The organism is Candidatus Campylobacter infans, from assembly GCF_013416015.1.
Lineage (GTDB): Bacteria > Campylobacterota > Campylobacteria > Campylobacterales > Campylobacteraceae > Campylobacter > Campylobacter infans.
In genome coordinates, this window is the sequence record NZ_CP049075.1 from 743357 (window position 1) to 766290 (window position 22934).

Annotated in this window: 18 protein-coding genes and 1 tRNA gene; 15 read left to right on the top strand and 4 right to left on the bottom strand. The window is 34.8% G+C overall.

Annotated elements, in window-relative coordinates; translation table 11 throughout:
• Window positions 1-24 precede the first annotated feature (24 nt).
• Window positions 25-915 carry a glycosyltransferase family 2 protein gene (locus CINF_RS03890; protein ID WP_179975813.1) on the top strand — a complete coding sequence of 297 codons (891 nt, stop codon included), beginning with the start codon at window positions 25-27 and terminating at the stop codon, window positions 913-915.
• Window positions 916-1044: 129 nt separating this feature from the next.
• Here CINF_RS03890 and CINF_RS03895 read toward each other — a convergent pair whose 3' ends face one another.
• Complete coding sequence (locus tag CINF_RS03895) at window positions 1045-1740, bottom strand: ion transporter (RefSeq protein WP_179975814.1); 696 nt, start codon at window positions 1738-1740, stop codon at window positions 1045-1047.
• Between the two features lie 90 nt (window positions 1741-1830).
• A complete protein-coding gene (locus tag CINF_RS03900) occupies window positions 1831-3102 on the bottom strand; it encodes a ComEC/Rec2 family competence protein (RefSeq protein WP_179975815.1) in 1272 nt (423 codons plus the stop codon).
• Between the two features lie 171 nt (window positions 3103-3273).
• Between CINF_RS03900 and CINF_RS03905 the strand changes: the two genes are divergently transcribed.
• From CINF_RS03905 to CINF_RS03935, 7 genes are all read left to right on the top strand, one after another.
• Entirely contained in the window at window positions 3274-4620 is a 1347-nt protein-coding gene (locus CINF_RS03905; protein WP_178696433.1) for an FAD-dependent oxidoreductase, read from the top strand.
• Window positions 4621-4661: 41 nt separating this feature from the next.
• Window positions 4662-5918 carry a M16 family metallopeptidase gene (locus CINF_RS03910; protein WP_179975816.1) on the top strand — a complete coding sequence of 419 codons (1257 nt, stop codon included), beginning with the start codon at window positions 4662-4664 and terminating at the stop codon, window positions 5916-5918.
• A 29-nt stretch (window positions 5919-5947) separates the two neighbouring features.
• Window positions 5948-7753 carry an ATP-dependent DNA helicase RecG gene (gene recG / locus CINF_RS03915; RefSeq protein WP_179975817.1) on the top strand — a complete coding sequence of 602 codons (1806 nt, stop codon included), beginning with the start codon at window positions 5948-5950 and terminating at the stop codon, window positions 7751-7753.
• A 69-nt stretch (window positions 7754-7822) separates the two neighbouring features.
• On the top strand, window positions 7823-8425 hold the full coding sequence (locus CINF_RS03920) for a LysE family translocator (protein WP_179975818.1): 603 nt from the start codon (window positions 7823-7825) through the stop codon (window positions 8423-8425).
• Entirely contained in the window at window positions 8425-9537 is a 1113-nt protein-coding gene (gene dapE / locus CINF_RS03925) for a succinyl-diaminopimelate desuccinylase (protein WP_179975819.1), read from the top strand. The genes CINF_RS03920 and dapE overlap by 1 nt, the downstream gene beginning before the upstream one ends.
• A gap of 216 nt (window positions 9538-9753) precedes the next feature.
• Complete coding sequence (locus tag CINF_RS03930) at window positions 9754-11136, top strand: CDP-glycerol glycerophosphotransferase family protein (RefSeq protein WP_240156161.1); 1383 nt, start codon at window positions 9754-9756, stop codon at window positions 11134-11136.
• A gap of 9 nt (window positions 11137-11145) precedes the next feature.
• Window positions 11146-14274 carry a YidC/Oxa1 family membrane protein insertase gene (locus CINF_RS03935; protein WP_179975820.1) on the top strand — a complete coding sequence of 1043 codons (3129 nt, stop codon included), beginning with the start codon at window positions 11146-11148 and terminating at the stop codon, window positions 14272-14274.
• Window positions 14275-14316: 42 nt separating this feature from the next.
• On the opposite strand, the gene CINF_RS03940 is transcribed toward CINF_RS03935, so the two are convergent.
• Complete coding sequence (locus CINF_RS03940; RefSeq protein ID WP_179975821.1) at window positions 14317-16668, bottom strand: flagellin N-terminal helical domain-containing protein; 2352 nt, start codon at window positions 16666-16668, stop codon at window positions 14317-14319.
• A 189-nt stretch (window positions 16669-16857) separates the two neighbouring features.
• Here CINF_RS03940 and CINF_RS03945 point away from each other — a divergent pair, with 189 nt between their 5' ends.
• Both CINF_RS03945 and trpC read left to right on the top strand, forming a co-directional pair.
• Window positions 16858-18144, top strand: coding sequence for a tetratricopeptide repeat protein (locus CINF_RS03945; RefSeq protein ID WP_179975822.1), 1287 nt, complete (start codon window positions 16858-16860; stop codon window positions 18142-18144).
• Window positions 18141-18911, top strand: coding sequence for an indole-3-glycerol phosphate synthase TrpC (gene trpC / locus CINF_RS03950; RefSeq protein WP_179975823.1), 771 nt, complete (start codon window positions 18141-18143; stop codon window positions 18909-18911). Before CINF_RS03945 ends, trpC begins: the two co-directional genes overlap by 4 nt.
• A 197-nt stretch (window positions 18912-19108) precedes the next feature.
• Here trpC and CINF_RS03955 read toward each other — a convergent pair whose 3' ends face one another.
• Complete coding sequence (locus CINF_RS03955) at window positions 19109-19738, bottom strand: trimeric intracellular cation channel family protein (RefSeq protein WP_179975824.1); 630 nt, start codon at window positions 19736-19738, stop codon at window positions 19109-19111.
• Window positions 19739-19841: 103 nt separating this feature from the next.
• On the opposite strand from CINF_RS03955, the gene CINF_RS03960 reads away from it, so the two are divergent.
• The 5 genes from CINF_RS03960 (at window position 19842) to coaD (ending at window position 22923) form a co-directional block, all read left to right on the top strand.
• Window positions 19842-20462 carry a DedA family protein gene (locus CINF_RS03960; RefSeq protein WP_179975825.1) on the top strand — a complete coding sequence of 207 codons (621 nt, stop codon included), beginning with the start codon at window positions 19842-19844 and terminating at the stop codon, window positions 20460-20462.
• A complete protein-coding gene (locus tag CINF_RS03965) occupies window positions 20462-21640 on the top strand; it encodes a molybdopterin molybdotransferase MoeA (RefSeq protein WP_179975826.1) in 1179 nt (392 codons plus the stop codon). The genes CINF_RS03960 and CINF_RS03965 overlap by 1 nt, the downstream gene beginning before the upstream one ends.
• Before the next feature lie 54 nt (window positions 21641-21694).
• Window positions 21695-21769 (top strand) — tRNA-Gly (locus CINF_RS03970).
• Between the two features lie 164 nt (window positions 21770-21933).
• Window positions 21934-22407 carry a flagellar basal body P-ring formation chaperone FlgA gene (gene flgA / locus CINF_RS03975; RefSeq protein ID WP_179975827.1) on the top strand — a complete coding sequence of 158 codons (474 nt, stop codon included), beginning with the start codon at window positions 21934-21936 and terminating at the stop codon, window positions 22405-22407.
• A gap of 27 nt (window positions 22408-22434) precedes the next feature.
• A complete protein-coding gene (gene coaD, locus CINF_RS03980; protein ID WP_179975935.1) occupies window positions 22435-22923 on the top strand; it encodes a pantetheine-phosphate adenylyltransferase in 489 nt (162 codons plus the stop codon).
• The last annotated feature ends 11 nt before the right edge of the window (window positions 22924-22934 follow it).

The window sequence follows — 22934 nt, forward strand, 5'->3', positions numbered from 1 at the left end:
GTTTAAGGCCGCTTAGATTTTTACATGCAATATAAAATTTCTTTAATCATACCTTGCTATAACACCGCTGCTTATTTAAACGCTTGCCTTGATAGCGTTTTTGGTGATGAGTTTTCAAAATTTATTCAAGTTATTGCTATAAATGATGGCTCTACTGATAATACAGCACAAATTTTAAATCACTACGCTACAAATTTTAAAAATCTAATAGTTATCACACAAGAAAACAAAGGTTTATGCGCTGCAAAAAATGCTGGCCTAGAAGTAGCAAAAGCTGAATATATCGCCTTTTTAGATAGTGATGATTTGCTTGAAAATGGTGGGCTAAATGCTCTTTATAAAGCAAGTGCTGGTGCTGATATTATAATAGGGAATTATTTTGAGCTTAGAGGCACTAAAAAAACTGCCATAAAAAGCTATGATTTAAAAGAAGTTAAAATTCAAACTAAAAAAGATTTAGATGAATTTTATAAGCTTTTTTGCGTGAAATTTTGCAATTTTTCCGTGTGGGCTAAGTTATATAAGCGCGAGTTTTTAGTAAATAATAATTTAAAATTTTTAGAAAGCATTTTTATGGGCGAGGATGCGCATTTTAATGCCAGAGCCTTTGCTTTGGCACAAAGTTTAATCCAATGTGATGCTTTTGTGTATGCTTACCGCATAGGGCAAAACAACAACTCCAAAAAAGCTAATTTAAAACACTTTTATGATTTGTGCGAAGTTAGCAAAAGTTTAAGTGAATTTTCTGCGCAAACACTAATGCGAAATTCCAAAAAAGCATTTTATTTGGGCGCTTTGTGTTTAAGGCTTAAATATGAATGGATCGCTAGTCTTAATTTTTATAAACTAGGCTCTAAACACGAATACGCAAAACTTCTAGGGGGGGGCTTAATGCTAGTATTAAACGCGATATAAAAAGTGCTGAGTTTAAGTTCTTATTATTAAGAGTAAGGGTTAAAATTTGGCTTTATTATATTTTTGGAGATAAAATTTACATTTTAATAAATAAGGCTTATTATAAACTTCGCGCCTTAAAGAACTAAATTATTCTTTTTTATGGCTGATTTCATTTAGGCTATTTACGATCACGCCTACTATTAGATTTAGCGCAATCATACCCACAAGCACGATAAAACTAATAAAAAGTATCCAAGCATAAGGATAAACCTCCATCACAGGGCGCACAATGCCCATACTCCAACTTTCAAGGGTCATTATTTGAAATAACGAATAAAGCGCCCTTGGTAAGCTCCCAAACCACTGCGGGAATTTCTCGCCAAAAAACTCCACACAAAGCACCCCATAAACATAATAAAATATGCTCAAAAGCGCGCTAATGCTAAGCATAGCAGGGATTGTATTTAGCACGGCATTTGTAACTAAACGCATCGATGGCACCGATGAAATAAGCCGTAAAATCCGCAAAACCCTAAGCGTGCGAAGCACTGAGTATTGCATAGCAAAAAGACTAAGCGCAACTATAATAAAATCAAAAATATTCCACCATTTTTCATTATTTATGAAAAATTTTAATTTATAGCAAATTAAGCGCAAAATTAATTCTATGCTAAAAATTACAAGACAAAGCATATCAAGAGCGTTCAAATACGCTCCATAAGTGCTTTTGATGTAGTTTGAAGTGCCAAGTCCTAGCAAAACGGCGTTAAATAAAATAACAAAAATTATCGCCATACTCCAAGCTTTGCTTTCGATGATTTGATGAAGTTTTAATGCTTTCATACGCTTGCCTTTAAAATTTTGGGCGATTATAGCGCAATTTTCAAAATGCTTAACTTGAAATTTAGATATTTTTAAGCTTATAGGCAAATTTTAAAGTAAATAATACAAATACAAAGCACCACCACTTGCGCTAAGCCCGATGGCTGCGCTTTTATAACGCATTGTTAAAGGCAAAAATAAATTAAAACAAACAAAAACCCACAAAGGCAAATGAATGCTAGTTTGCGCCTTAGCAAAAAATAAAAATTTTAATAAATACTCATCAAAAATCCCGCCATATCCAAATAAATGCAAAGCTATGCTAAGCGGATAAAACACCACAAAGACAAGAGAAAGCGGTATTACGCTTAGTTGAAAAAAGCTAGCTGGCGCAAAAAAATAATAAACCGGTATATTCATCGCACAAAACACAAAAATATTAAAAAATAATGCGTGCGCTGCGATTTTAAGCGGATGTTTTAGCTGTTTTGCCTCGCCAAAATGCCTAATATAAACAAAAATAAAAAACACACCAAGTGCTGAAAAATAAAAGCCCAAACTAAATAAAAACTTAGGCTGGGAACAAAGCACAAGCAAAACGCATAAAAAAAGATTAGCAAACCTAAAAACAAAAATCCCGCGCGATAGCAGTATAAAGCCAATTAGCGCCATTATATAAGAGCGCAAAAAACTAGCAGTAAAATCCAAAATATAAAGATAAAATCCGCCTAAAATCAGCACAACCAAGCTAAGATCAAAATGCCTATTTCGCCACGGAAAATAGCGAGTTTGGAGCCATTCATAAGGTTTTGAAAAGAAAAAATAAAAAATACTAAAAAGCAAGGCTAGATGAAAGCCTGAAATAGCGATTAAATGAGCGATGCCCCAATTTGTAACGGCATTTCTTAATTGCTTTGAGATTGGCAAGGCTAAAAATAAGGCATTGTAAAGCTCGCTAGCAATTGCGCTTTGATGCTGTGAGCGGATTTTCTTAGCTATACGCTCGCTCAAACTCTCATCCACCATAAGCGGCTTAAAATCAAAACTTTTAGCAAAAAAACTCTGCTTTAAAAAACTTAAAAATTTTATATTTTGGGTTGAAATTTTAAGGCTGTAATGCCCGATTTTTTGCTCTTTTGAATAAGTGTAGATATTAAAATCATCGCATTTAAAATAATTCAAATAATAAAATTTGCCCTGTTTGCTTTGCTTTTGCTCGCTTTTAAGCACGGCGCATTTTATGTTAGCGATTGGTTTTGCTTTAAAAGAGCTAAAATCATAATAACTTTTTGAAAGGCTAAAAATTAAAACCAAAAGGCAAAATGCACAAAAATAAATAATTTGCAAACGATTTTCAAATAACGGCATAGCAGATTTTAGCATAAATATTTAAATTTTATTTAATTTTTTCTTAAAATCCCTAAATTAAAATTTTATAGATTAAATGGTAATAAAACTGAAATAAAACTTTGCTTTAAAGCTAAATTAAAATTTTAAAATGATTTAAAGCTTTTTTGTATAAAATTGCGCGCTAAAATCTACTTAGGAGCGGCGATGAAAGAAAAGCATTATGAGGTGGTTGTCGTTGGTGGAGGCATTAGCGGTGCAGCAGCACTTTATACCTTAGCACAATACACAGATATCAAATCAATGGCGATTGTCGAAAAATACTCAGGTCTAGCTACATTAAACTCAAAAGGCACAGCAAATTCCCAAACAATTCATTGTGGCGATATAGAAACAAATTACACCTTTGAAAAAGCCAAAATAGTAAGCAAAAAAGCAAATATGATTGTAAAATATGGCTTAATGCATGGCTTAAATGAAAAGGTTATGATCCAAGGGCAAAAAATGGCCATTGGCGTTGGCGATGAAGAATGCGAATACATCAAAAAACGCTATGAAGAGTTTAAAAGTTTATATCCGTATTTAGAATTTTTTGAAAAAGATAAATTAAGAGAAATAGAGCCAAAGATTATTATTGATGAAAATGGCAATGATCGCCCTGAAAATGTCGTGGGTATGGGTTGTGTTGGCGGGCAATACACCACGGTTGATTATGGTGGATTTACTAATAGTTTGGTTGAAAGTGCTATCGCCACGAAAAAAGAATGCGATGTTTATTTAAATAGCCAAGTAACAAGCATAACAAAAGTAGGTTCAAAATTTTACATAGGCACGCAAAATGAATTATCAATTAGTGCTGATTTTGTGCTTGTTGATGCTGGGGCGCACTCACTATTTTTAGCGCATAGCATGGGCTATGGGCTAGATATGGGTTGCTTGCCAGTAGCTGGAAGTTTTTATTTAACTAAGCAAAAATTACTAACTGGCAAGGTTTATATGGTTCAAAACCCAAAATTACCTTTTGCTGCATTACACGGCGATCCTGATCTTTTAGCAGATGGTTGTACTCGCTTTGGCCCTACTGCGCTTGCTTTGCCTAAATTAGAGCGATACCACGGCACTTGGGTTAGTTTTAAAGAATTTCTTAGCACCTTAAAACTAGATGGCGATATTATAAAAATTTTATTTGATTTATTTAAAGATGGCGAAATTCGTAATTATATTTTGCGTAATTTTATGTTTGAATTACCGATAATTGATAGGGATTTGTTTGTAAAAGATGCGCGCAAAATCGTCCCTAGCCTAAAAGCTAGCGATATTTATTACGCTCATGGCTTTGGCGGAGTGCGCCCACAAGTGCTAAATAAAACGCAAAAAAAGCTAATGCTTGGTGAAGCTAGCATAAATACGGGCGAGGGCATAGTATTTAATATGACCCCAAGTCCTGGTGCTACTAGCTGTTTAGGTAATGCTGAGCGCGATGCAAGGCTGATTTGCGAATATTTAGGTAAAAATTTTGATGAAGAAAAATTTAATAAAGAATTGATAGATTAAATTATGAAAAATGCGATTTTAAACCTTAGCAGGCTAAAAAAATGAAAGAGCAAATTTTAAACTTAAATCAAGTTAAAATTCCACTTATTTACGAATACAGCGATGTTTTGCCAATAATTAGCCTAAGGCTAATCTTTAAAAACGCAGGACAAGTAGGCCAGAGTAAAAACGGGCTGGCAAGTTTATTGGCAGATTTATTAAATGAAGGCTCTAAAAAACAAGGTAGCGCGGGTTTTAACCACGCCCTTGAAATTAAGGCCATAGAGCTAAGCGCAAGCTCTACTAGCGAAAGTATGATAATTGAGTTAAATTGCTTAAAAGAGCATTTTAATTATGCCCTAAAAATGCTAGTTGAGCTTTTAAACGAGCCAAATTTTGATGATGAAATTTTAAATATGCTTAAAATCAAAATCCTTGGCAAAATCGCCGCAAGAAAGAGTGATTTGGATTACCAAGCCAAGCTAAAATTAAATGCCTTGCTTTTTGAAAATACGCCTTTTGCAAATGATATAAATGGCGATGAAGCTAGTATAAATGATATAAGTTTAGATGATGTGCGCTCTTTTTATGAACAAAAAATCACTTTAAATAACGCTTTTATCGTTCTTGGCGGAGATGTAAGGGTTGAAGAGCTTAATTTAAATGCGCTTAATTTAGAAAATGGCAAAATCTCTATTATTAAAAAATTTAACACAAATAAAACCCCAAATTTTATAAGCGAGCAACGAACCAGTGAGCAAGCTTATATTTATTTTGGCGCGCCCTTTGATGTAGAAAAAAATGAGCGTTATAAGGCAAATGTGGCTATGTTTGTGCTAGGATCAAGTGGCTTTGGTTCGCGTTTATTAGAGCAAATCCGCGTAAAAAAGGGGCTTGCTTATAGTGCTTATGCGCACGCGAATTTTTTGCTTTATAGAAGTTTTATAAGCGGATATTTACAAACCAAAAATGAAATAAAAGATGAAGCCATAGCACTTGTTAGTAAAATTTTTAATGATTTTGTTAAAAATGGCATCAGTGCTAGCGAGTTAGAAGCTACAAAAAAATTTTTATTAGGCAATGAACCTTTGGGTAAAGAAACCCTTTTTAAACGCTTAAATGTCGCTCAATACGAATATTACATGGGTTATAAGCTTGGCTTTTTTGATGAAAATCTTAAAAAAATCGCTAGGCTTGATTTAAAAGATATAAACACCTTTATAAAAGATCATAATGAAATTTGCTCTCTTAGTTTTGCTAGTATTTACGGCAAAGGCAAAACAAATTCCAAAAATACCTCAAAACATTCAAAAAGCTAAAAATCAGGCAAAATAAAAGGTAAGAAAATATGAGCTTTGAAAAAGCCGATTTGATAGATTTACGCAAACTTGGGGTTTCAAGCTTGCTTGATTTAGCATTGATTTTACCAAAATACGAAGATTACGGCGTTACGCCAGAGCCTGTGCTAAATACAAATGCTAGCGTGCAAGTTGAGATTATCTCGCAAAAAACCACAGCGCGTATCTTACAAATCGAAGCTTTTTGTAATGAATGGAGCCAAAATATCGCCATAAGCATTTTTAATGCAAGACCTTGGCATTATAGTGTGTTTAAGCGTGGTAAAATTTTATATATTCACGGGCGAATTAGCGAATATGGCGGACTAATCCGCTTTAATAATCCAAAAGTTTTAAAAGAGCTTGGCGGGATTAAGGCTATTTTTAAGCTTGCTGTAAATGATGAGCGCATAAAAGAGCTAATCACAAAATACATAAATAAAGAAAATTTAAAGCGTATAAACTTAAATGATGATGAAATAGACGCTCTTTTAAGCATTCATAAAGGCGATAAAAATAGCGCTAATTTAATACAAAATTTACAAAACAACGAAAAACTAATACAAATTTTAAAATTTTTAGAAATTTATAATTACACACGCAAGCTAAGCACCAAAAAACGATATTTTCAAGCAAATGCGATTAAGGCGTATGATATTAGCAAATGGCTTGAAAATTTGCCATTTTCGCCTACAAATGACCAGCTAAAAGCTATGGAAGATATTAAGGGCGATTTGGCAAGCCAAGTAGCCAAAAAACGCGTAATAATGGGCGATGTGGGCAGTGGCAAGACCTTGGTTATGCTTATGGCAGCTTTAATGGCAAAAGATAGGAAATCCTTAATAATGGCACCAACTAGCATTTTAGCCGAGCAAATCTACAATGAAGCTAAGCGTTTATTGCCAGCTGATTTTAAGGTGCTTTTAGTAAAAAGCGGGGATAAAAATCCGCCTTTAAATGAAGCCACGCTAATTATTGGCACGCATGTTTTGCTTTATAAAGATTTGCCAAGTGCTGGGCTGATTATGATAGATGAGCAGCACCGCTTTGGCTCAGCCCAGCGCGCCCAAATCGAGCGTATGTGTAGCGATGAAAACGGAGCGCACACGCATTTTTTACAATTTAGTGCCACGCCCATACCGCGCACGCTAGCTTTGATAAACTCAAATTTTGTAAGTTATAGTTTTTTAAAGCAAATGCCCTTTAAAAAGCAAATCCACACGCAAATAATCACAGATAGCGATTTTAGCGCACTTTTAGAGCATATTCAAACCCAAATTAGCCAAAATAAGCAAGTAATTATCGTTTATCCGCGCGTTGAAGAAAAAAATAATTTTTTATACGCAAGTTTAGATAAGGCAAAAGATTTTTGGCAAAAGCGTTTTAGACGCGTTTTTATCACGCATGGCAAGGATAAAGATAAAGAAGAGATTATAGCGCGTTTTCGCGATGATGGTGATATTTTGCTTTCTACTACGATTATTGAGGTTGGTATTTCTTTGCCTAGGCTTAGCACTATTGTGATTGTCGGGGCCGAGCGTTTTGGCTTAGCTACTTTACACCAGCTTCGTGGCAGAGTTGGTAGGCAAGGCGGGCAGGGCTGGTGCTATCTCTACACCAAGCTTAAAAGCCAAAATGAGCGTTTAAATGGCTTTTGTGCTACGCTTGATGGTTTTGAAATAGCTGAGCTAGATTTACAAAATCGTCAAGGCGGTGATATTTTAGATGGGCATATTCAACATGGCAGTGTGTTTAATTTTTACGCATTTGAAGAAGATTTAGCAAAATTAGCAAGCAAAAGGCTTGATGTTGTTTAAAATTTTAAGCAAATTTTAAACTAGCTTTTTGGGTTAGTGTAAAAAATTGCGCTATTTTTAGGTTTGATGATGGATTCATTTATACAAGGTTTGATGCTTGGTTATGGTGTGGCGTTGCCGATTGGCCCGCTTATGATTTTGATAATGCAATATGCTTTGCGTGGGTTTAAGTTTGGATTGAGTTTAGGGCTTGGAGCGATGAGTGCTGATTTAATTTTTTTTACGCTTTTAAGTTTTGGGCTTTTGGGCTTTGTAAAAAATGAGCTTGTGCTTAAAATTTTAGGCGGTTTTGGGGCAGGGTTTATGCTTTATTTGGCTTTTAGCATTTTTAAAAGTGCTACAAAAATTAGCCTAAATAGCACGCAAAAAGGCAAAGAAAATATTATAAAATGTTTTATTAAGGGCTTTTTGCTAAATGGCATAAATCCTTTTGTGCTGATTTTTTGGCTTAGTGTTTCAAGCTTTGTGGCTACCACTAAAAGTGCTGTTTTTGCGATGTTTGGCGTGATTTTAGGCATTTTTAGCACGATTTTTTTTGTGGTTTTAGTAGTTTCAAGGCTAGGGCATACAATTAGCCTGCGCACCGCAAGGCTAATTACGCAAGGCTCAGCTTTTCTGATATTAGCATTTGCGTTAATTATGATTTATAATACTTTTATTAAGGGGTTTTGATGCAAGTAATAGAGCTTTTAAATGAACTTTTGCGCTTTAAGAGCATAACGCCAAATGACGATGGTGCGCTTAATTATATCGCTATGTTTATGGATGAGTTTGAAACTTATAATGTAGAAGAAAACGGCGTTAAAAACTTAATTTTAACTAAGCGTTTTGGCGATGGGGTGCATTTATGCTTTGGCGGGCATATTGATGTGGTGCCGCCTGGTGATGGTTGGGATAGCGATGCGTTTAGTCCGCGCATTAGCGATGGTTATATTTATGCTCGCGGCGCACAAGATATGAAATCAGGCCTTGCTGCTATGCTAATGGCAGCTAAATTAAGCGCGCAAAATACAAATTTTAATGGCACTTTGAGCTTGGTTATTACTAGTGATGAAGAAGGCGAAGGGCTTTATGGGACTAAAAGCGTGCTTAATTTTATGGCTAAAAATGGCTTCTTGCCACAATTTGGGCTAATTGGTGAGCCAACTTGTGATAAAATTTTTGGCGATTGTATAAAAGTGGGCAGGCGTGGCTCAATTAATGGAATAATCACAATCAAAGGCAAGCAAGGACACGCAGCATATCCGCAAAAATGCATAAATCCAGCCCATGAATTAGCGCGCGTTTTTGGGGATTTTGCTGCTTATAATTTAGATGAAGGCGATCAGCGTTTTGAGCCATCAAAGATTGTAATCACTGATATTCGTGGCGGTATGGGCGTGTGTAATGTAACGCCTGAGAATGTGCGAATAATGTTTAATGTGCGAAACTCACCCCTAAGCGATGAAAACGACCTTAAACGCCATATTAGCAAGGTTTTTGACGGCATTGATTATGAGCTTGATTTAAAGGTTAGCTCAAAACCTTTTATCACAGATATAAACTCTAAAATAGTTCGTGCTTTATTAGATGTAGTAGGCAGACAATGCCACGAAGTGCCAACGCTTAGCACCACAGGCGGGACTAGTGATGCAAGGTTTTTTGCTGAGTTTGGCGTGGCTGTGGCGGAGTTTGGCGTGGTAAATGATACTATCCATAAAGTAAATGAGCGCGTAAGCATAGAACAAGTTCAAAAACTAGCACAAATTTATTATGATTTAATAGAACGCTTTAATGTGGAGTAATAAATTTTAATAAAATTTGTATTTTAGCAAAGCGCGCTATTTGCTTTTAGTGTTTAAAATTTGCGCGCCTAGCTTTTAAAATTTTAGTTTTTTGTATTTAAAATTCATATCTTGCTTTTAAAATTTACACTAATTTAAATAGATTTTGTGCTTGGCTGGTTTAAAATTTGGCTATAATTTGCGCTTTTTGATTTTATTAAATTTCTAAGGCTTAATATGTTGTTTTTAAAACGATTTTTTGTGTTATGTTTTTTGTTTATTATTACTAACGCAAATGCTTATTTGGATCCAGGCACTGGCTCTTTGCTGCTTAGCTCGGTAGTAGCGATTTTTGCTTCGGCTGTTTATTTTTTAAAAAATTTATTTTATAAAATAATTAGCGTTAGATCTTTTGCTTATGGCAAAAAAAATGCTGATAATGCTAAAAATTCTATTGTGTTTTACTGCGAAGGAGCAAGATATTATGCTACTTTTAAACCTATTTTAGATGTGTTAGATTTATTAAATCATCCTTACACTTACCTTACTAGCGATGAGAGCGATCCTGGATTAACAAGGCAAGATAACGATTTTAGCACAAAACGCTACATTGGCACAGGCAACAAAGCTTATACTTATTTAAATTTCTTACAAGCTGATATTTGCGTGATGACTACTCCGGGCTTGCAGGTTTTACAAATCAAGCGAAGTCGCGCTATAAAGCATTATTGCCATATCGTTCATTCGCTTACGCCGATGACTTATAATACTTATGGGCTTGATTATTTTGATTCTGTGCTAGTAACAAATCAAATGCAAGAAGATTTTGTGCGCGATGTTGAAAAAGCCCATGATATTAAGGCTAAATATATCGCCATTGTAGGTTCAACTTATTTGGATGAATTAGCGATTTTACATCAAAAACTTAAAGAACAAACACCTAAAAAAGATAAAACCACTATTTTGGTTTCGCCTAGTTGGGGCAGAGAATCTTTGCTGTTTAAATACGGCTTGCGCATTTTAGAGCCTTTGGCAAAATCAACTTATAACATTATCATTCGCCCGCATCCACAAAGCTTAATAGGCCAAGCTGAAAGCGAAAATATCAAAAAACTCCAAAGCGCACTTTTAGCTTATAAAAATGTAGAATGGGATATTGGCACGCCAAATGTTTTAGCATTTAATAGGGCTGATTTAATGCTTAGTGATTTTTCTAGTGTGATATTTGATTTTTTATGTTTAGAGGGCAAGCCTGTAATTACACTAGATTTTAGCTTTGATAGCGCAGGTTATGATTTGGCTGATATTTATGATGAAAGCAATATAAATGAGTTTTGGACCTTTAAAGCATTAAAGCAAATAGGCAAGAAATTACACGAAGATGAAATTTCAAATATCACTGAAATAATAGAGCAAATTTTAAAATCAAAAGAACAAGAAAACGCATTAAATGATATCAAGGCTAAATTATGGCCATTTAAGCATCACTCAGGCAAGCAATCAACGCTAGAAATTTTAAAAATTAGAAAAAATTTACTTGAAAATGAAGTAGATAAAAATTTATTACAAAATTTAGATTTACTTAAAAATTCCATTACCACACTCGAAAGTTTAAAATAAGGATTTTAGATGATTGAAATTTTATATTATATTTTTATTTTTCCCTTACAAGCACTTTTGGGATTCGTGCTTGAATCACAATATTTAGCTTTTAATTCTTATGGGCTTGGCATAGTTTTTTTGAGCGTTTTGGTTAATTTATTTTTATTAAAATTAAATATTTTAGCTGATAAGCACGCAAGCAAAATCAATGCCCTAAAAGCTTCTTGTGATAAAAAAATCGCTGAGTTTAAGCGCGTATTTAAGGGCGCGCAATTACAAAGCTATATAAACATACTTTATAAACAACGCCATTATCATCCAATTTTTACTTTAAGTGGGCTTGGCGGTTTAGCTTTACAAGTACCATTTTTTATAGCTGTGCTTTGTTTGTTGGAAAATTACGAGGATATAAAGGGCGTTTCGTTTTTATGGATTAGCGATTTGAGCTTGCCAGATAGTGTTTTTGTGGGTGCTTATGAGTTGCATTTATTGCCGATTTTAATGACAATTATTTCTTTAGTAAATGTTTTTATTAGCACAAAAGACAAAGGCGCAAGAGTTCAAGGTACGCTAATTTCTTTGTTTTTTTTAGTTTTACTTTATGAAATGCCTAGCGCGCTTGTGCTTTATTGGAGCACAAATATGGTATTTTCACTATTAAAAACCATTATATTAAAAACAATAAAGCCAAAAATTTCAACACAAATTTTAAACGAACAAGCCACAAATTTTAAAATTTGTGAAAATAAAACAAACGAGCCAAAAACGCTAAAAGCCAAAATTAATGCTTTTTTCATCTACCAAAAGGCCTTAAAGGTTATTGTGGTTAGCTTAACTAGCATTTTGGTGCTTTGTTTGTGCTTGGCGATTTATTTAACAAGCTATGTAAAAGAAGATATCAAAACAGCGCCTATGACCTTTGATGGATATACTATGATACCAATCCATAAGGCAAAGATTGATTTTTCAAATTTTAATTCTATTTTAAACTCTGATGAAATAGCAGAAATAGAAATAATAAGTGTGGCATGGCAAAAGCCAGAATATAATGGCGTAATAAATATCCTAGGCACAGCAAAACAACAGCGGGTAAATATATCCTTCACAGGTCCTAGCAAACCAGATTTATATGTGGGCGATCTTTTAGGGCAGGTTTCGTATAAGATAAATTTTTATCCTTTGTTAAATAATATTTTTATTTATTATTTTGGAATTTTGGGCGTTATTTTTAATCTTTATTTGGTGCTTTGTCTTTTTAAGAAATATTGTGATTTTGATGATAAGAGTGCGCTAATGTATCATAAGATGTCAGTTTATGCTGTTTTGTGTATTGGCATTTTGATTTGTATTTTTAGCCCGTATCAGCTTTATAATAGCGATGTTACGCAATTTGATGCTAGCCAAACTTATATCACGCTAACGGCGTTATTTGGTGCGTTTTTATTGCTTAGTTTTATTTTGATTTATTTAATAAATTTTATACCAAAGAAATTTATTAACGCAGTAGCGGCCTTGCTTAGTTTGGTGTTAATTATTGGGCTTATTTATAGTTTTATTTTAACTGGCGATTATGGCGTGATGGATCATTTTACCTTACAAAAAACGCCATTTTATGATGAAAGTATGCAATTAAATAGAATTTTAGAATTTAGTGCCGTGCTAGCACTTAGCATAGCCATAATTGCGATATTTTTTACAAAATTGCTTCGTGTTTGGCAAATCGCTTTTATAACGCTTTTTATTGTAAGTGGGGTAAATGCCGCTCAAATCATCATCAAGCGCTTTGATAAAAGTCAAAATACGCAAAAATCTACAAGCAAAATACCTTATGAAAATGAATTATTTTCTTATTCTAAAAATGGGAAAAATATTGTTGTTTTAGTCCTTGATGCTTTTAGTAGCTCGCATATGCCATCTATTTTAGAGCAATATCCGCATTTTAAAGAAAATCTTGATGGTTTTACCTTCTTTGCAAATACCTCAGGCACGACTATTTCTACAATTCACACAGTGGCTACTTTAATTGGTGGTGAGTATTATGCTGCATATAATATGAATAAAAGAAAAGATCATCTTGCAAAAAGCATTGATAATGCTTTTATTAGCACTACTAGCACCTTTTCAAATAATGGCTTTGATGTGGCTTTAATAGCTGAGGTTGGCACAGATATTTCAAATATTATAAAAGCTAATGATAAAATTTTTGCCGTTAATTCATCGGGCAAATTGTTTGCGGTTGAAACAACTGGCGATTTTATGGATTATTACACTCATAGCGAGGGCTTAGCCCAAATCATTTCAAAAGCCAAAAAGAATGTCCCGCGTGGTGTTGTAATATCTAAAATGTTTAGTTTTGGTTTGTTTAAATTTTTGCCTGAGGTGTTTAGGGGTAAAATTTACAATGATGGTTTTTGGCTCTCAGGCGTTGGCGCAAGATTGGCCTCTGATGCGCTTTCATCGATAGAAAATAGCTCAACTGCTTACGCTGCTACGCATATTTTAAATACAAAAGCTAGCAAGCCTACTTTTAAATATTTTCATTCTATGATGACGCATATGCCTTATGGGATGTATTTTAATAATAATTCTTGCGAGTTTTTTAATACCAAAACCGCTTGGGATGATTATCCGCATAAAGCAACAATGCATTATCCAGATAAAAATACCGAGCAAGATTATTATCAGCATTACGATACAGAAGTTTGTGCTTTAAAATATTTAGCAGAATACATACAATTACTTAAAAATCACGGGATTTATGACAATACGCAAATTTTTGTAGTAAGCGACCACGGCGGCACTGATGGCATAAATATTTCTATTGATTCTAGGCCAGATGCTTTATTTTTGTTTAAGGATTTTGGTAAAAATGGAGAGCTAAAAACTGATAATCGCTTGATGGCAAATTATGATATAGTAAGTATATTTTGTGAGAATTTAAAAAATGGCTGCCCAAATGTGCCTAAAAATATACTTAAAAATTATCCAAAAAATCGCGAGATTATCCATGTGGTGCCAACTGATTGGCGCATAGAAATGCACAAAGCAAATCAATGGATGATAGAAAGAGCCTATAAGGTAAAAGGCAATATCTATGATGAAAAAAGCTGGACGGATCTTAGCGATAAAAAATACGGGATTGTAAATACCAAATAACACAAAGGGCAAAATGCAAATATAGCATTTTGCCTTAAAATTTTACATATAATTTAATAAGCTAAGCTGAGAAATTTTAGCTGTGGAGCTTAGCATTGCTTGGTATGAAAGCATTCTTTGTTGAAGCTCTAAAAGCACTTCGCCATAATCAGTATCAATTACATTTGATTTTACTTCGCTTACATTTAGTGTTAAAAGCTCGGCGCGGTTATTTGTAGCAGTGATTAGATTTGAGCGCGCACCGATTATGGCGTGTTCTTTATTTACATGATCCATTATATGATCAATGCGCGTTAATGCGCCTTGGACGCCTGAGGTTCGGTGGTTTGTCCCATCAGGATTGCCAAAAAAACTGCCATCTTCTACTGCTTGTATAATCTCATCTAAATCAGGGAAAATATTCACACTAGGGCGGTCAATCATCACAGCATCATTTCGCATAAAGCTTAGCACGCTACCATTACTTGGGGCGTTTATGTTAGTGTCTGCTGGGTAATCTTGATTGTGTTTTTGATATATTGCTACTTCTATATCAGTAACTGAGCTTATATTATCTTTTATTACCATTTGGCCGCGCTCGTTCATATTTGCGCTTACTTGCTGGCTAGAAAGCCTTAGAGCAGGGCTAAAATTATTATCCCAGGCTGCTTTTGCGGCGGTATTCATTTGATCTTGCGTTGGAGGGTTGCCTTGTGGGCGTAAATCTCCCCAACCTGTTAGCACGCCTTGTGCGTTTTTGGTTGTTGCGTGATCGCTAGCGATAATCTGAACCATATCTTCGATATTTCTAAAAGTTAGCTCATTTGCGCTTATTAGCCTAGGTTCATCGCCGATTTGTTCTGTGGTTGAACCTGCTTTTATGCCAGCATTCCACTGCGTTTTGTAAAAGTTCATTTGAGTTAGTGGTGCTTGGCCTTGTTGCATAGGGTGAGTATAAAGCGATAAAGTAGGGTAGCTTTGCCCGTTAGCTTGCGTGCCATTAAAATCAATCACCGCCACATAATTATCTCCATTTCGCGAGCGAATTTGTAGCATCAAATCATCAGCATTTGCTAGGCTTTGGCCTGCATTTAGCCCAGCTACTGCTGCTAGCGTGGTGCCATCATTTGCAAAGCTATTATCAGCGCGAACTATTTGGCTTACATTGCTAGTAAGTGTGCGGGCGCTTTTATTAAAAAACACCTTATCATAATCAAGCGTGTTGCTTTTGTCTATAAAATTATTACCATTTTGGATTTTATTATATGCAGGCGAGCTTATTAGGCTAGTTAAATGCACATTGCCACCAGCTACCATAGCGTTTATATCATCTAAATTAGTTAAGCCTCTAATTTGAGCTGTTCTATTAGTTACATCATTTTGATTTTCGCCTACATTTTTTTGTGCTGTTAGCCCAAAGATGGAAAAATTTAGCATTTCATTGCCTGCTTTTAAATTTTTTACTACTATTTGGGATTGCTCATTTAGGCTAACATCTACTACTTTATTGCCTGTGGCTGGGTCATTGCCTAAGGCTTGGCCGATTCTATCTAGCATATCTTGGACGCTAGAATCAGGCGTTAGCTCAAATTTTGTGCTAAAACTCTCGCCCGTTGGCTTTTGACCTTGCATAAAAAATATAGTTGGTTGATACTGCGTGGTGGCTTTATCGACTTTTTCAGCGCTAAAATCTCTTGTATAATCAAGCGGATTTGCAGTATTTAAGGCTTTTGTTTGGTAGTTGCCGCCTATTAGTTTATAGATGTTATCGCTAGATTTTAGCAGGGTTGGCGTTGATGAGGGCAATAATTTTTGGTGTTCGTTATAAAGGGTGATATTTGTGGTTACTATTTTAGAATAATCATTATCACGCCCTAAAAATAATTCTTTGCCATCTACATTATACGGTATGGTTTGGTTTGTGCCTGAAACCACTTGTATTAGCTTGCCATTGCCATTGTAGCTACCATCGTTGCTTATTGGCTTGGTATCAATTGCTGTGCCTGAAAATAAAAATTGCCCGTTAATTGCTGTGTTTGAAATATTTACTAATTGATTTCGCAAGGCTTTTAAATCATTAGCAATTGCTATACGCGATGTTTCAGAGTGCGCGCCCTGGTTTGCAGCTTGAATTAGCTTGGTTTTAAAGGTTGTAAGCGTTTCTACAAAGCTATTTAATGAATTATCCGAATTTTTAGCAAACTCACTTGCTTTTTGCGTGCCATTTCTTATTTGGCTTAGCACTTCAAGCTCATAATCAAGCCTTGTGGCATCTACATAAATGCCTGTGTTTTCATAAGGCTGTGAAATTTTAGTTTTACTAGATATTTTGGCATTTAAATTATAAATCCGCTCAGCATTTGTTTGGTAATTTACCATATTTGTGCGAGCCATTAGTTGTTGTGTTATTCTCATTTTACCCCCCCCCTTATTTTGTTTAGCTAAATCGGCAGTTTTTATAATTTTTAAGCAAAAAGTGTTCTAATTTATTTAAAATTTTAATTTTAGCTTGCCAAAATATTAAAATTTAGCCAAATTCTTAATAAAATTTGCCTAAATTTAAACAAAATTAGGCTATATTTAGCCATTTTATTTGGAGAATTTATGCGATTTTATGCGATTTTAGCGTTTTGTGCTGTTTTTTTGGTATCTTGTGCTAAAAAAGACCAAAACCTATCCTTACAAAACTACGAGCAAATAGACATAAATGCTAGCTTGGATTATCAAGCCTTACAAGCTTTTGATGCTTTACATTCTAGCAATGATATTAAAGCCCTTAATTTATTTTATAAACTTTATAAAAGCACAAATAGCTATCTTTGCCTTAAAGAGGCATTTAGGCTTGCTTTTTTGCTTGGCGATTTTAGGGCTGATGAGCTGGTAAATCCGCTAAATAAGCTAAGCAAAAACGATAATGATGCTTTGCGTTTAATTATTAGTTATTATATCAACAACAAAAAGCTAAATCACGCAAAAAATAAAGCATTAAAATTGATTAAAGCAGAGCCTAAAAACTCTATAAATTATAGCATTTTAGGCACGATTTATGTTCTTGAAAATAACAAAACAAAGGCCCTTGAAAATTTTAAAAAAGCCTTTGAATTAGAGCCAAATGAATTAAACCTTTTAAAGCTTTTTGACTTATTTGAAAATGTATTAAAACAAAGAAATTTGGCGATAAATTATTTACAAGATTGGCTTGGTAAAAATGGCTACACAAAGCAAGCGAGCGAGCTGCTTTTAAGCGTGTATGTTTTAAAAAATAATACAAATAACACGCTAAGAGCTTACGAAAAATTATATAAAAGCACAAATGATTTGCGCTTTTTGGGCGATGTGTTAAATATTTTATTGTATAAAAAAGACTTTAAGAGAGCGCAAATTTTATTAGAAACTTATGGTTTTAATGATGAAATTTTATTAGAACTTTATGCGCATTTAAAGCTTTTTGATAAGGCGTATTTGCTTAGTCAAAATTTATACGAAAAAAGCAACGATCCTAGTTATAAAGCCAAAATGGCGATGTTTGCTTATGAAAAAGCAGGCAAAAAAACAACAAAGTTTGAATTAGAAAAAATCATAGAGCTTTTTGAGGCTGGCGTGTATGATGCTGATGAGGCGGTGTTTTATAATTATTATGGGTATTTGCTAATAGATCATAATTTAAATATTAAAAAAGGCTTAAAGCTTGTGTTAAAAGCTTATGAGCTAGATCAAAATGCAAGTTATATTATAGATTCAATAGCGTGGGGGTATTACAAGCTAAATAATTGCAAAAAAGCAAAAGAATGGATGGATAAGGTAGTAAATGATGCTGATTTTATGAAACAAGACGAGGCAAAAGAGCATAAAATCGCAATAGAACAATGTATAAATAAAGGTAAAAAATGATTTTAGATAATATACTTTCAAAGGTTAAAGCTCGCATTAAAGAGCAAAAAGAAACAATGTCGCTTGATTATTTACAAAGAGCTATGTTAGGCGCTTATGAGCCACGCAATGTTATAGAAGCACTTAGCGGGCGTTATAATATAATAGCTGAGATTAAAAAAGCAAGCCCAAGCCGTGGCGTGATTTGCGAGGACTTTCATCCGCTAAATATCGCACAAGAGTATGAAAAAGCCGGTGCTAGCGCTATTTCTGTGCTTACTGAGCCTTATTATTTTCAAGGCGATATAGAATATCTTGGCACGATTCGCCGTTTTACAAACTCAATTTTATTGCGTAAAGATTTTTTGATTGATCCTTATCAAATAGCGCGCGCTAGGCTTTATGGGGCTGATTTTGTGCTTTTGATTGCTAGAATTTTAAAAGGCGAAGCACTAAAAGAAATGATAAGCTATGCAAAAAGCATAAAAATGCAAGCCTTGGTCGAGGTTCATAATGAAGCAGAGCTAGGCGCAGCCCTTGATGGCGGCGCTGATATAATCGGCATAAATCACAGGGATTTAGACACGCTAACCATAGATATGAGCTTAACGCAAAGGCTGATTGGAATGATCCCAAGAGATAAAATTATAGTTGCTGAAAGTGGCATTAATTCGCGCGCTGTGATGGATAGCCTAAATGCAATGGGCGTAAATGCCTTTTTAATCGGTGAATATTTTATGCAAGCAAACTCACCAGGTCAGGCATTAAAAGAGCTTTTGGGGCGTTAGTTTTTATAGAACGCTTAATTTAAATTTACGCGCAAGCTTGTAAAATTGTTATTTTATAAGCTTGAAATTTTAATTTATTATTTAAATTTTTAGTTTATTCTTTAAAAATTTTTTAACCAAGCCTTTAAATTTTAATTCGCCCGCTAAATTTTAATCTAGCGCGCGAGTAATCATTAAAATTATATTTAAAATTTAAATTAATCTTTATAGTGAATTTTTGGCAAAGACCAGGCGCGGTAGTATGCAATTAATCTAAAACCAACGCCTAGCGCGCATAAAGCATACATTGTAAAAACCCCGCCAAGATCGCCCAAATGCAACAAATAATAAACCAACCCTATGCCCATAGAGATTGTTCCATAAATGCCGGTTTTCAAAAACCACGGCACTTCATTTAGCAAAACATCGCGCAAAATGCCGCCACCTACGCCATTTGCAAAGGCTATTAAAATAATGCCGTAGATGTTTAGATTGTATTCAAGTGCCACAATAGTGCCAACAAGCGAAAACGCCACCATATCCACAGCATCAGTAGCTATGAAAATAAATTGCTTATCAAGATTATTGCGTTCGCTTTTGTGGCATTTTAATAAAATCGCTATTAAAAACACGCCTATTACGATGCTTACTGGCATCCAATGCGTAAAAGAATAAAGCGGCCGCCCAACTAAAATATCGCGCATTATACCGCCGCCAAGTGCTGTCAAAAAAGCCGCTAAAAACACGCCAAGCCAATCACAACCATGCCTTACGCCAAATAAAAATCCGCTAAATGCTGCTGAGGCTATGCCTATGTATTCAGCAATCAAAAATGCTTCAAAATCCATATTTACCTTAACTTCAAATTTTATGTATTTTACTGCTTTTTAGCTAATTTTTGGCAAAAAAACACTTGAAATTTTGATATAATCGCCATCTTTTGGAGATAAAATGCAAGATTTGATAAATTTTTTGGTGGATTTAGTGGCGTCTTGGGGATATGCTGGGATAGTGTTTTTGATGGCATTAGAAAGTAGTTTTTTTCCATTTCCTAGCGAGGTTGTGATGATACCAGCTGGATATTTGGCACAGCAAGGCCAAATGAATATTATTTTAGCCTTTATTTGCGGTGTTTTTGGCTCGCTTTTAGGAGCGGTGTTTAATTATTATTTGTGTTATTTTTTTGGCAGAGAATTAATTGTGCGCTATGGCCATTTTGTTGGCATTAATGAGCAAAAAATGCAAAAATTTGAAGCGTTTTTTAATAAACACGGCGAAATTTCTACTTTTAATTGTAGATTATTGCCTGGCATTAGACAATACATTAGCCTGCCAGCAGGGCTTGCAAAGATGAATATATGGCGATTTTGCCTATTTACTAGCTTGGGTGCTAGTATTTGGGTGGCGATTTTGCTTGGGCTTGGGTATGTTCTTGGTGAAAATAAAGAGCTAATTGATGAATATTTACATATTATAATAATGATTTTAGCGTGCTTTGTGATAGTTTTGAGCGCATTTTATGTATTAAAATACCGCAAAAAACGCCTAAATACCAATGTGGAGCGATTTTAATGGGTTTAGATGAAATTTTAAAACTAATTTGCGAGATTGAAATTAAAAGACAGCGCGTAAATGTAGGCTTGTTTGATGCCTTGGGTTATGTTTTTGCTAGCGATATATACGCGCTTAGGGATTTGCCCAGCTTTGATAATTCGGCCCTTGATGGCTATGCTTTTGCTTATGATGATAAAAATATTCCATTAAAGGTGTGCGCTAGCGTGCTAGCAGGCGATATGAATGAATATAAAATTTCAAAAGGCGAGTGTTATAAAACAATGACAGGCGCGCCATTTGCTGAGGGTTGTGATACCTTAGTGGCCATAGAACACGCAAATTTTAATGAAAATGGCGAATTGCTAATCCCTGGCGATATTAAAAAGGGCAATGCCTTAAAGCTTAGGGGCGAAGAGCTAAAAAAGGGTGAGTTGCTTTTTAGGGCAGGGCAAATTTTAAATCCTAGCGCAATTACTATGCTAGCAGCGCAGGGGATAGCGGAAATTTCGGTATTTGCTAAGCCTAGGCTTTGCGTTTTTTGCACTGGTAGCGAGATAAAAGAACCAGGGGAAGTTGCAAGCAATAAGCAAATTTATAATTCTAACGCAAGCGCGATTTTATCGTTGCTTGCTAGCAATCATTATGGCGCAAATTATTTAGGCATTATAAAAGATAATAAATCAAGCATAAGCCAGACCTTACAACACGCCTTAAATAGCGCAGATATTGTCATTACAAGCGGTGGTGCTAGCAAGGGCGATGCTGATTATATGGCTAGCGTGCTTGGTGAGCTTGGTTTTGAGGCTTTATTTAATAGCATTGCTTTTCGCCCCGCATCGCCTACAAAATTATTTAAAAAAGATGAAAAATTTGTGCTAGTAAGCCCTGGCAATCCGCTTTCTTGTTTTGTGGCTTGTTATTTTGTGCTTTTAACGCTTATTAGGCATTTTTTGGGCTATAAAAATCCCTTGGCTAAAACGCAAAATGCTACACTTAAAAGCACCTTGCATTTTAAAAGCGGGCGAGATAATTTAATAATTGGTAGCGTTAAAGATGGCGTTTTTAGCCCTTACAATGATGGTAAATTTAGCCCTTCGCAAATTTTGCCTTTAATAAAATCCAATGCTTTTAGCATAGCAAATGATGGTATAAGCGTGCTTGAAGCAAACTCTAAAATAAAAATTTATAAATTTTAAAAAACTATTGACACGGAGAAAATATTTTGCTACAATTTCGGCTCATTTTTACTTGCGGGAATAGCTCAGTGGTAGAGCACAACCTTGCCATGGTTGGGGTCGCGAGTTCGACTCTCGTTTCCCGCTCCATTTTTTTACTTATTTTTTTATTTTCAACAGCATTTTCTATAACTTTAAAAGAAGCTTTAAGTAACGAATTAAACGCTAAAATTCCTAATCTCACAATACATAATATTGAAATTTCAACCCCTCAAAATTTGCCCTTGGATTATCAAAATTTTAGCCTTAAAAGCGTGCAAATTTTAAATTTACGCCCATTAGGCGCTAAGGCAAGAGCAAATTTTATAGATTCCAAAAATAAAACAAGAACTATACTTTTTGGCTTTGAGCTTGATGCGAGCATAAGCGTTTTTATCGCCACAAGAGATATCAAGCGCGCTCAAACCATAAACAAAATGGATTTTACACAAGAAAATGTCAGCATTGAAAAATATCAACCTGATTTGCTTTTTGATGAGCCACTTGGCTTAATTAGCAAAGCAAGCATAAAAAAGGGCGAATTATTAAAAGAGCGCGTTTTTACAAGGGCAAAAGATGTGAAAAAAGGCGATGTGCTAGTGCTTGAAATGAGCGATGGTGGCGTGTTTTTAGAGTTTAGTGGTGTAGCTTGTGAAGATGGCGATATAAATCAAAGCATAGAAATAAAAGCAAATAATGCGCGCTATAAGGCTAGGATACTTAGTAAAAATAGGGCGATTATAGAATAAAATTTGCTTATTTAATTTAAACAAAGGATTAAGGTGAAATGTATTTATCCTGGGACTTTTGATCCTATTACAAACGGACATATTGATGTAATTAGGCGCGCTAGCAAGGTTTTTAGCGAGGTTGTGGTGGCTGTGGCATTAAATGAGAGCAAAACGCCGTATTTTTCATACGAAAGGCGCATAGAGCTAGTTAAAATCGCCACAGAAGAAATAAAAGGTGTAAGTGTTATGGGTTTTGATAATTTGCTTGTGGATTTTACAGCATCGCAAGGCTCAAATATCGTTATACGCGGGCTTAGAGCGGTTAGCGACTTTGAGTATGAGTTACAAATTGGCTATGCAAATGCCGTGTTAAAAGAAGATTTTGAAACAATTTATTTTATGCCAAGTCTTAAAAATGCCTTTATTTCAAGCTCGATAGTGCGCTCGATTTTACACCATGGCGGAGATATCTCAAAATTAGTGCCAAAAAGCGTGTATGAGGCGATTAGTGCTGATTTGGCTGGTAAATTTTAAGGTTAAGGATT

Excerpts from the sequence above, each read along its gene's own strand:
- CINF_RS03890 (WP_179975813.1), top strand. The coding sequence starts at position 25 with ATGCAATATAAAATTTCTTTAATCATACCTTGCTATAACACCGCTGCT.
- CINF_RS03895 (WP_179975814.1), bottom strand. The coding sequence starts at position 1,740 with ATGAAAGCATTAAAACTTCATCAAATCATCGAAAGCAAAGCTTGGAGT.
- CINF_RS03900 (WP_179975815.1), bottom strand. The coding sequence starts at position 3,102 with ATGCTAAAATCTGCTATGCCGTTATTTGAAAATCGTTTGCAAATTATT.
- CINF_RS03905 (WP_178696433.1), top strand. The coding sequence starts at position 3,274 with ATGAAAGAAAAGCATTATGAGGTGGTTGTCGTTGGTGGAGGCATTAGC.
- CINF_RS03910 (WP_179975816.1), top strand. The coding sequence starts at position 4,662 with ATGAAAGAGCAAATTTTAAACTTAAATCAAGTTAAAATTCCACTTATT.
- recG (WP_179975817.1), top strand. The coding sequence starts at position 5,948 with ATGAGCTTTGAAAAAGCCGATTTGATAGATTTACGCAAACTTGGGGTT.
- CINF_RS03920 (WP_179975818.1), top strand. The coding sequence starts at position 7,823 with ATGGATTCATTTATACAAGGTTTGATGCTTGGTTATGGTGTGGCGTTG.
- dapE (WP_179975819.1), top strand. The coding sequence starts at position 8,425 with ATGCAAGTAATAGAGCTTTTAAATGAACTTTTGCGCTTTAAGAGCATA.
- CINF_RS03930 (WP_240156161.1), top strand. The coding sequence starts at position 9,754 with ATGTTGTTTTTAAAACGATTTTTTGTGTTATGTTTTTTGTTTATTATT.
- CINF_RS03935 (WP_179975820.1), top strand. The coding sequence starts at position 11,146 with ATGATTGAAATTTTATATTATATTTTTATTTTTCCCTTACAAGCACTT.
- CINF_RS03940 (WP_179975821.1), bottom strand. The coding sequence starts at position 16,668 with ATGAGAATAACACAACAACTAATGGCTCGCACAAATATGGTAAATTAC.
- CINF_RS03945 (WP_179975822.1), top strand. The coding sequence starts at position 16,858 with ATGCGATTTTATGCGATTTTAGCGTTTTGTGCTGTTTTTTTGGTATCT.
- trpC (WP_179975823.1), top strand. The coding sequence starts at position 18,141 with ATGATTTTAGATAATATACTTTCAAAGGTTAAAGCTCGCATTAAAGAG.
- CINF_RS03955 (WP_179975824.1), bottom strand. The coding sequence starts at position 19,738 with ATGGATTTTGAAGCATTTTTGATTGCTGAATACATAGGCATAGCCTCA.
- CINF_RS03960 (WP_179975825.1), top strand. The coding sequence starts at position 19,842 with ATGCAAGATTTGATAAATTTTTTGGTGGATTTAGTGGCGTCTTGGGGA.
- CINF_RS03965 (WP_179975826.1), top strand. The coding sequence starts at position 20,462 with ATGGGTTTAGATGAAATTTTAAAACTAATTTGCGAGATTGAAATTAAA.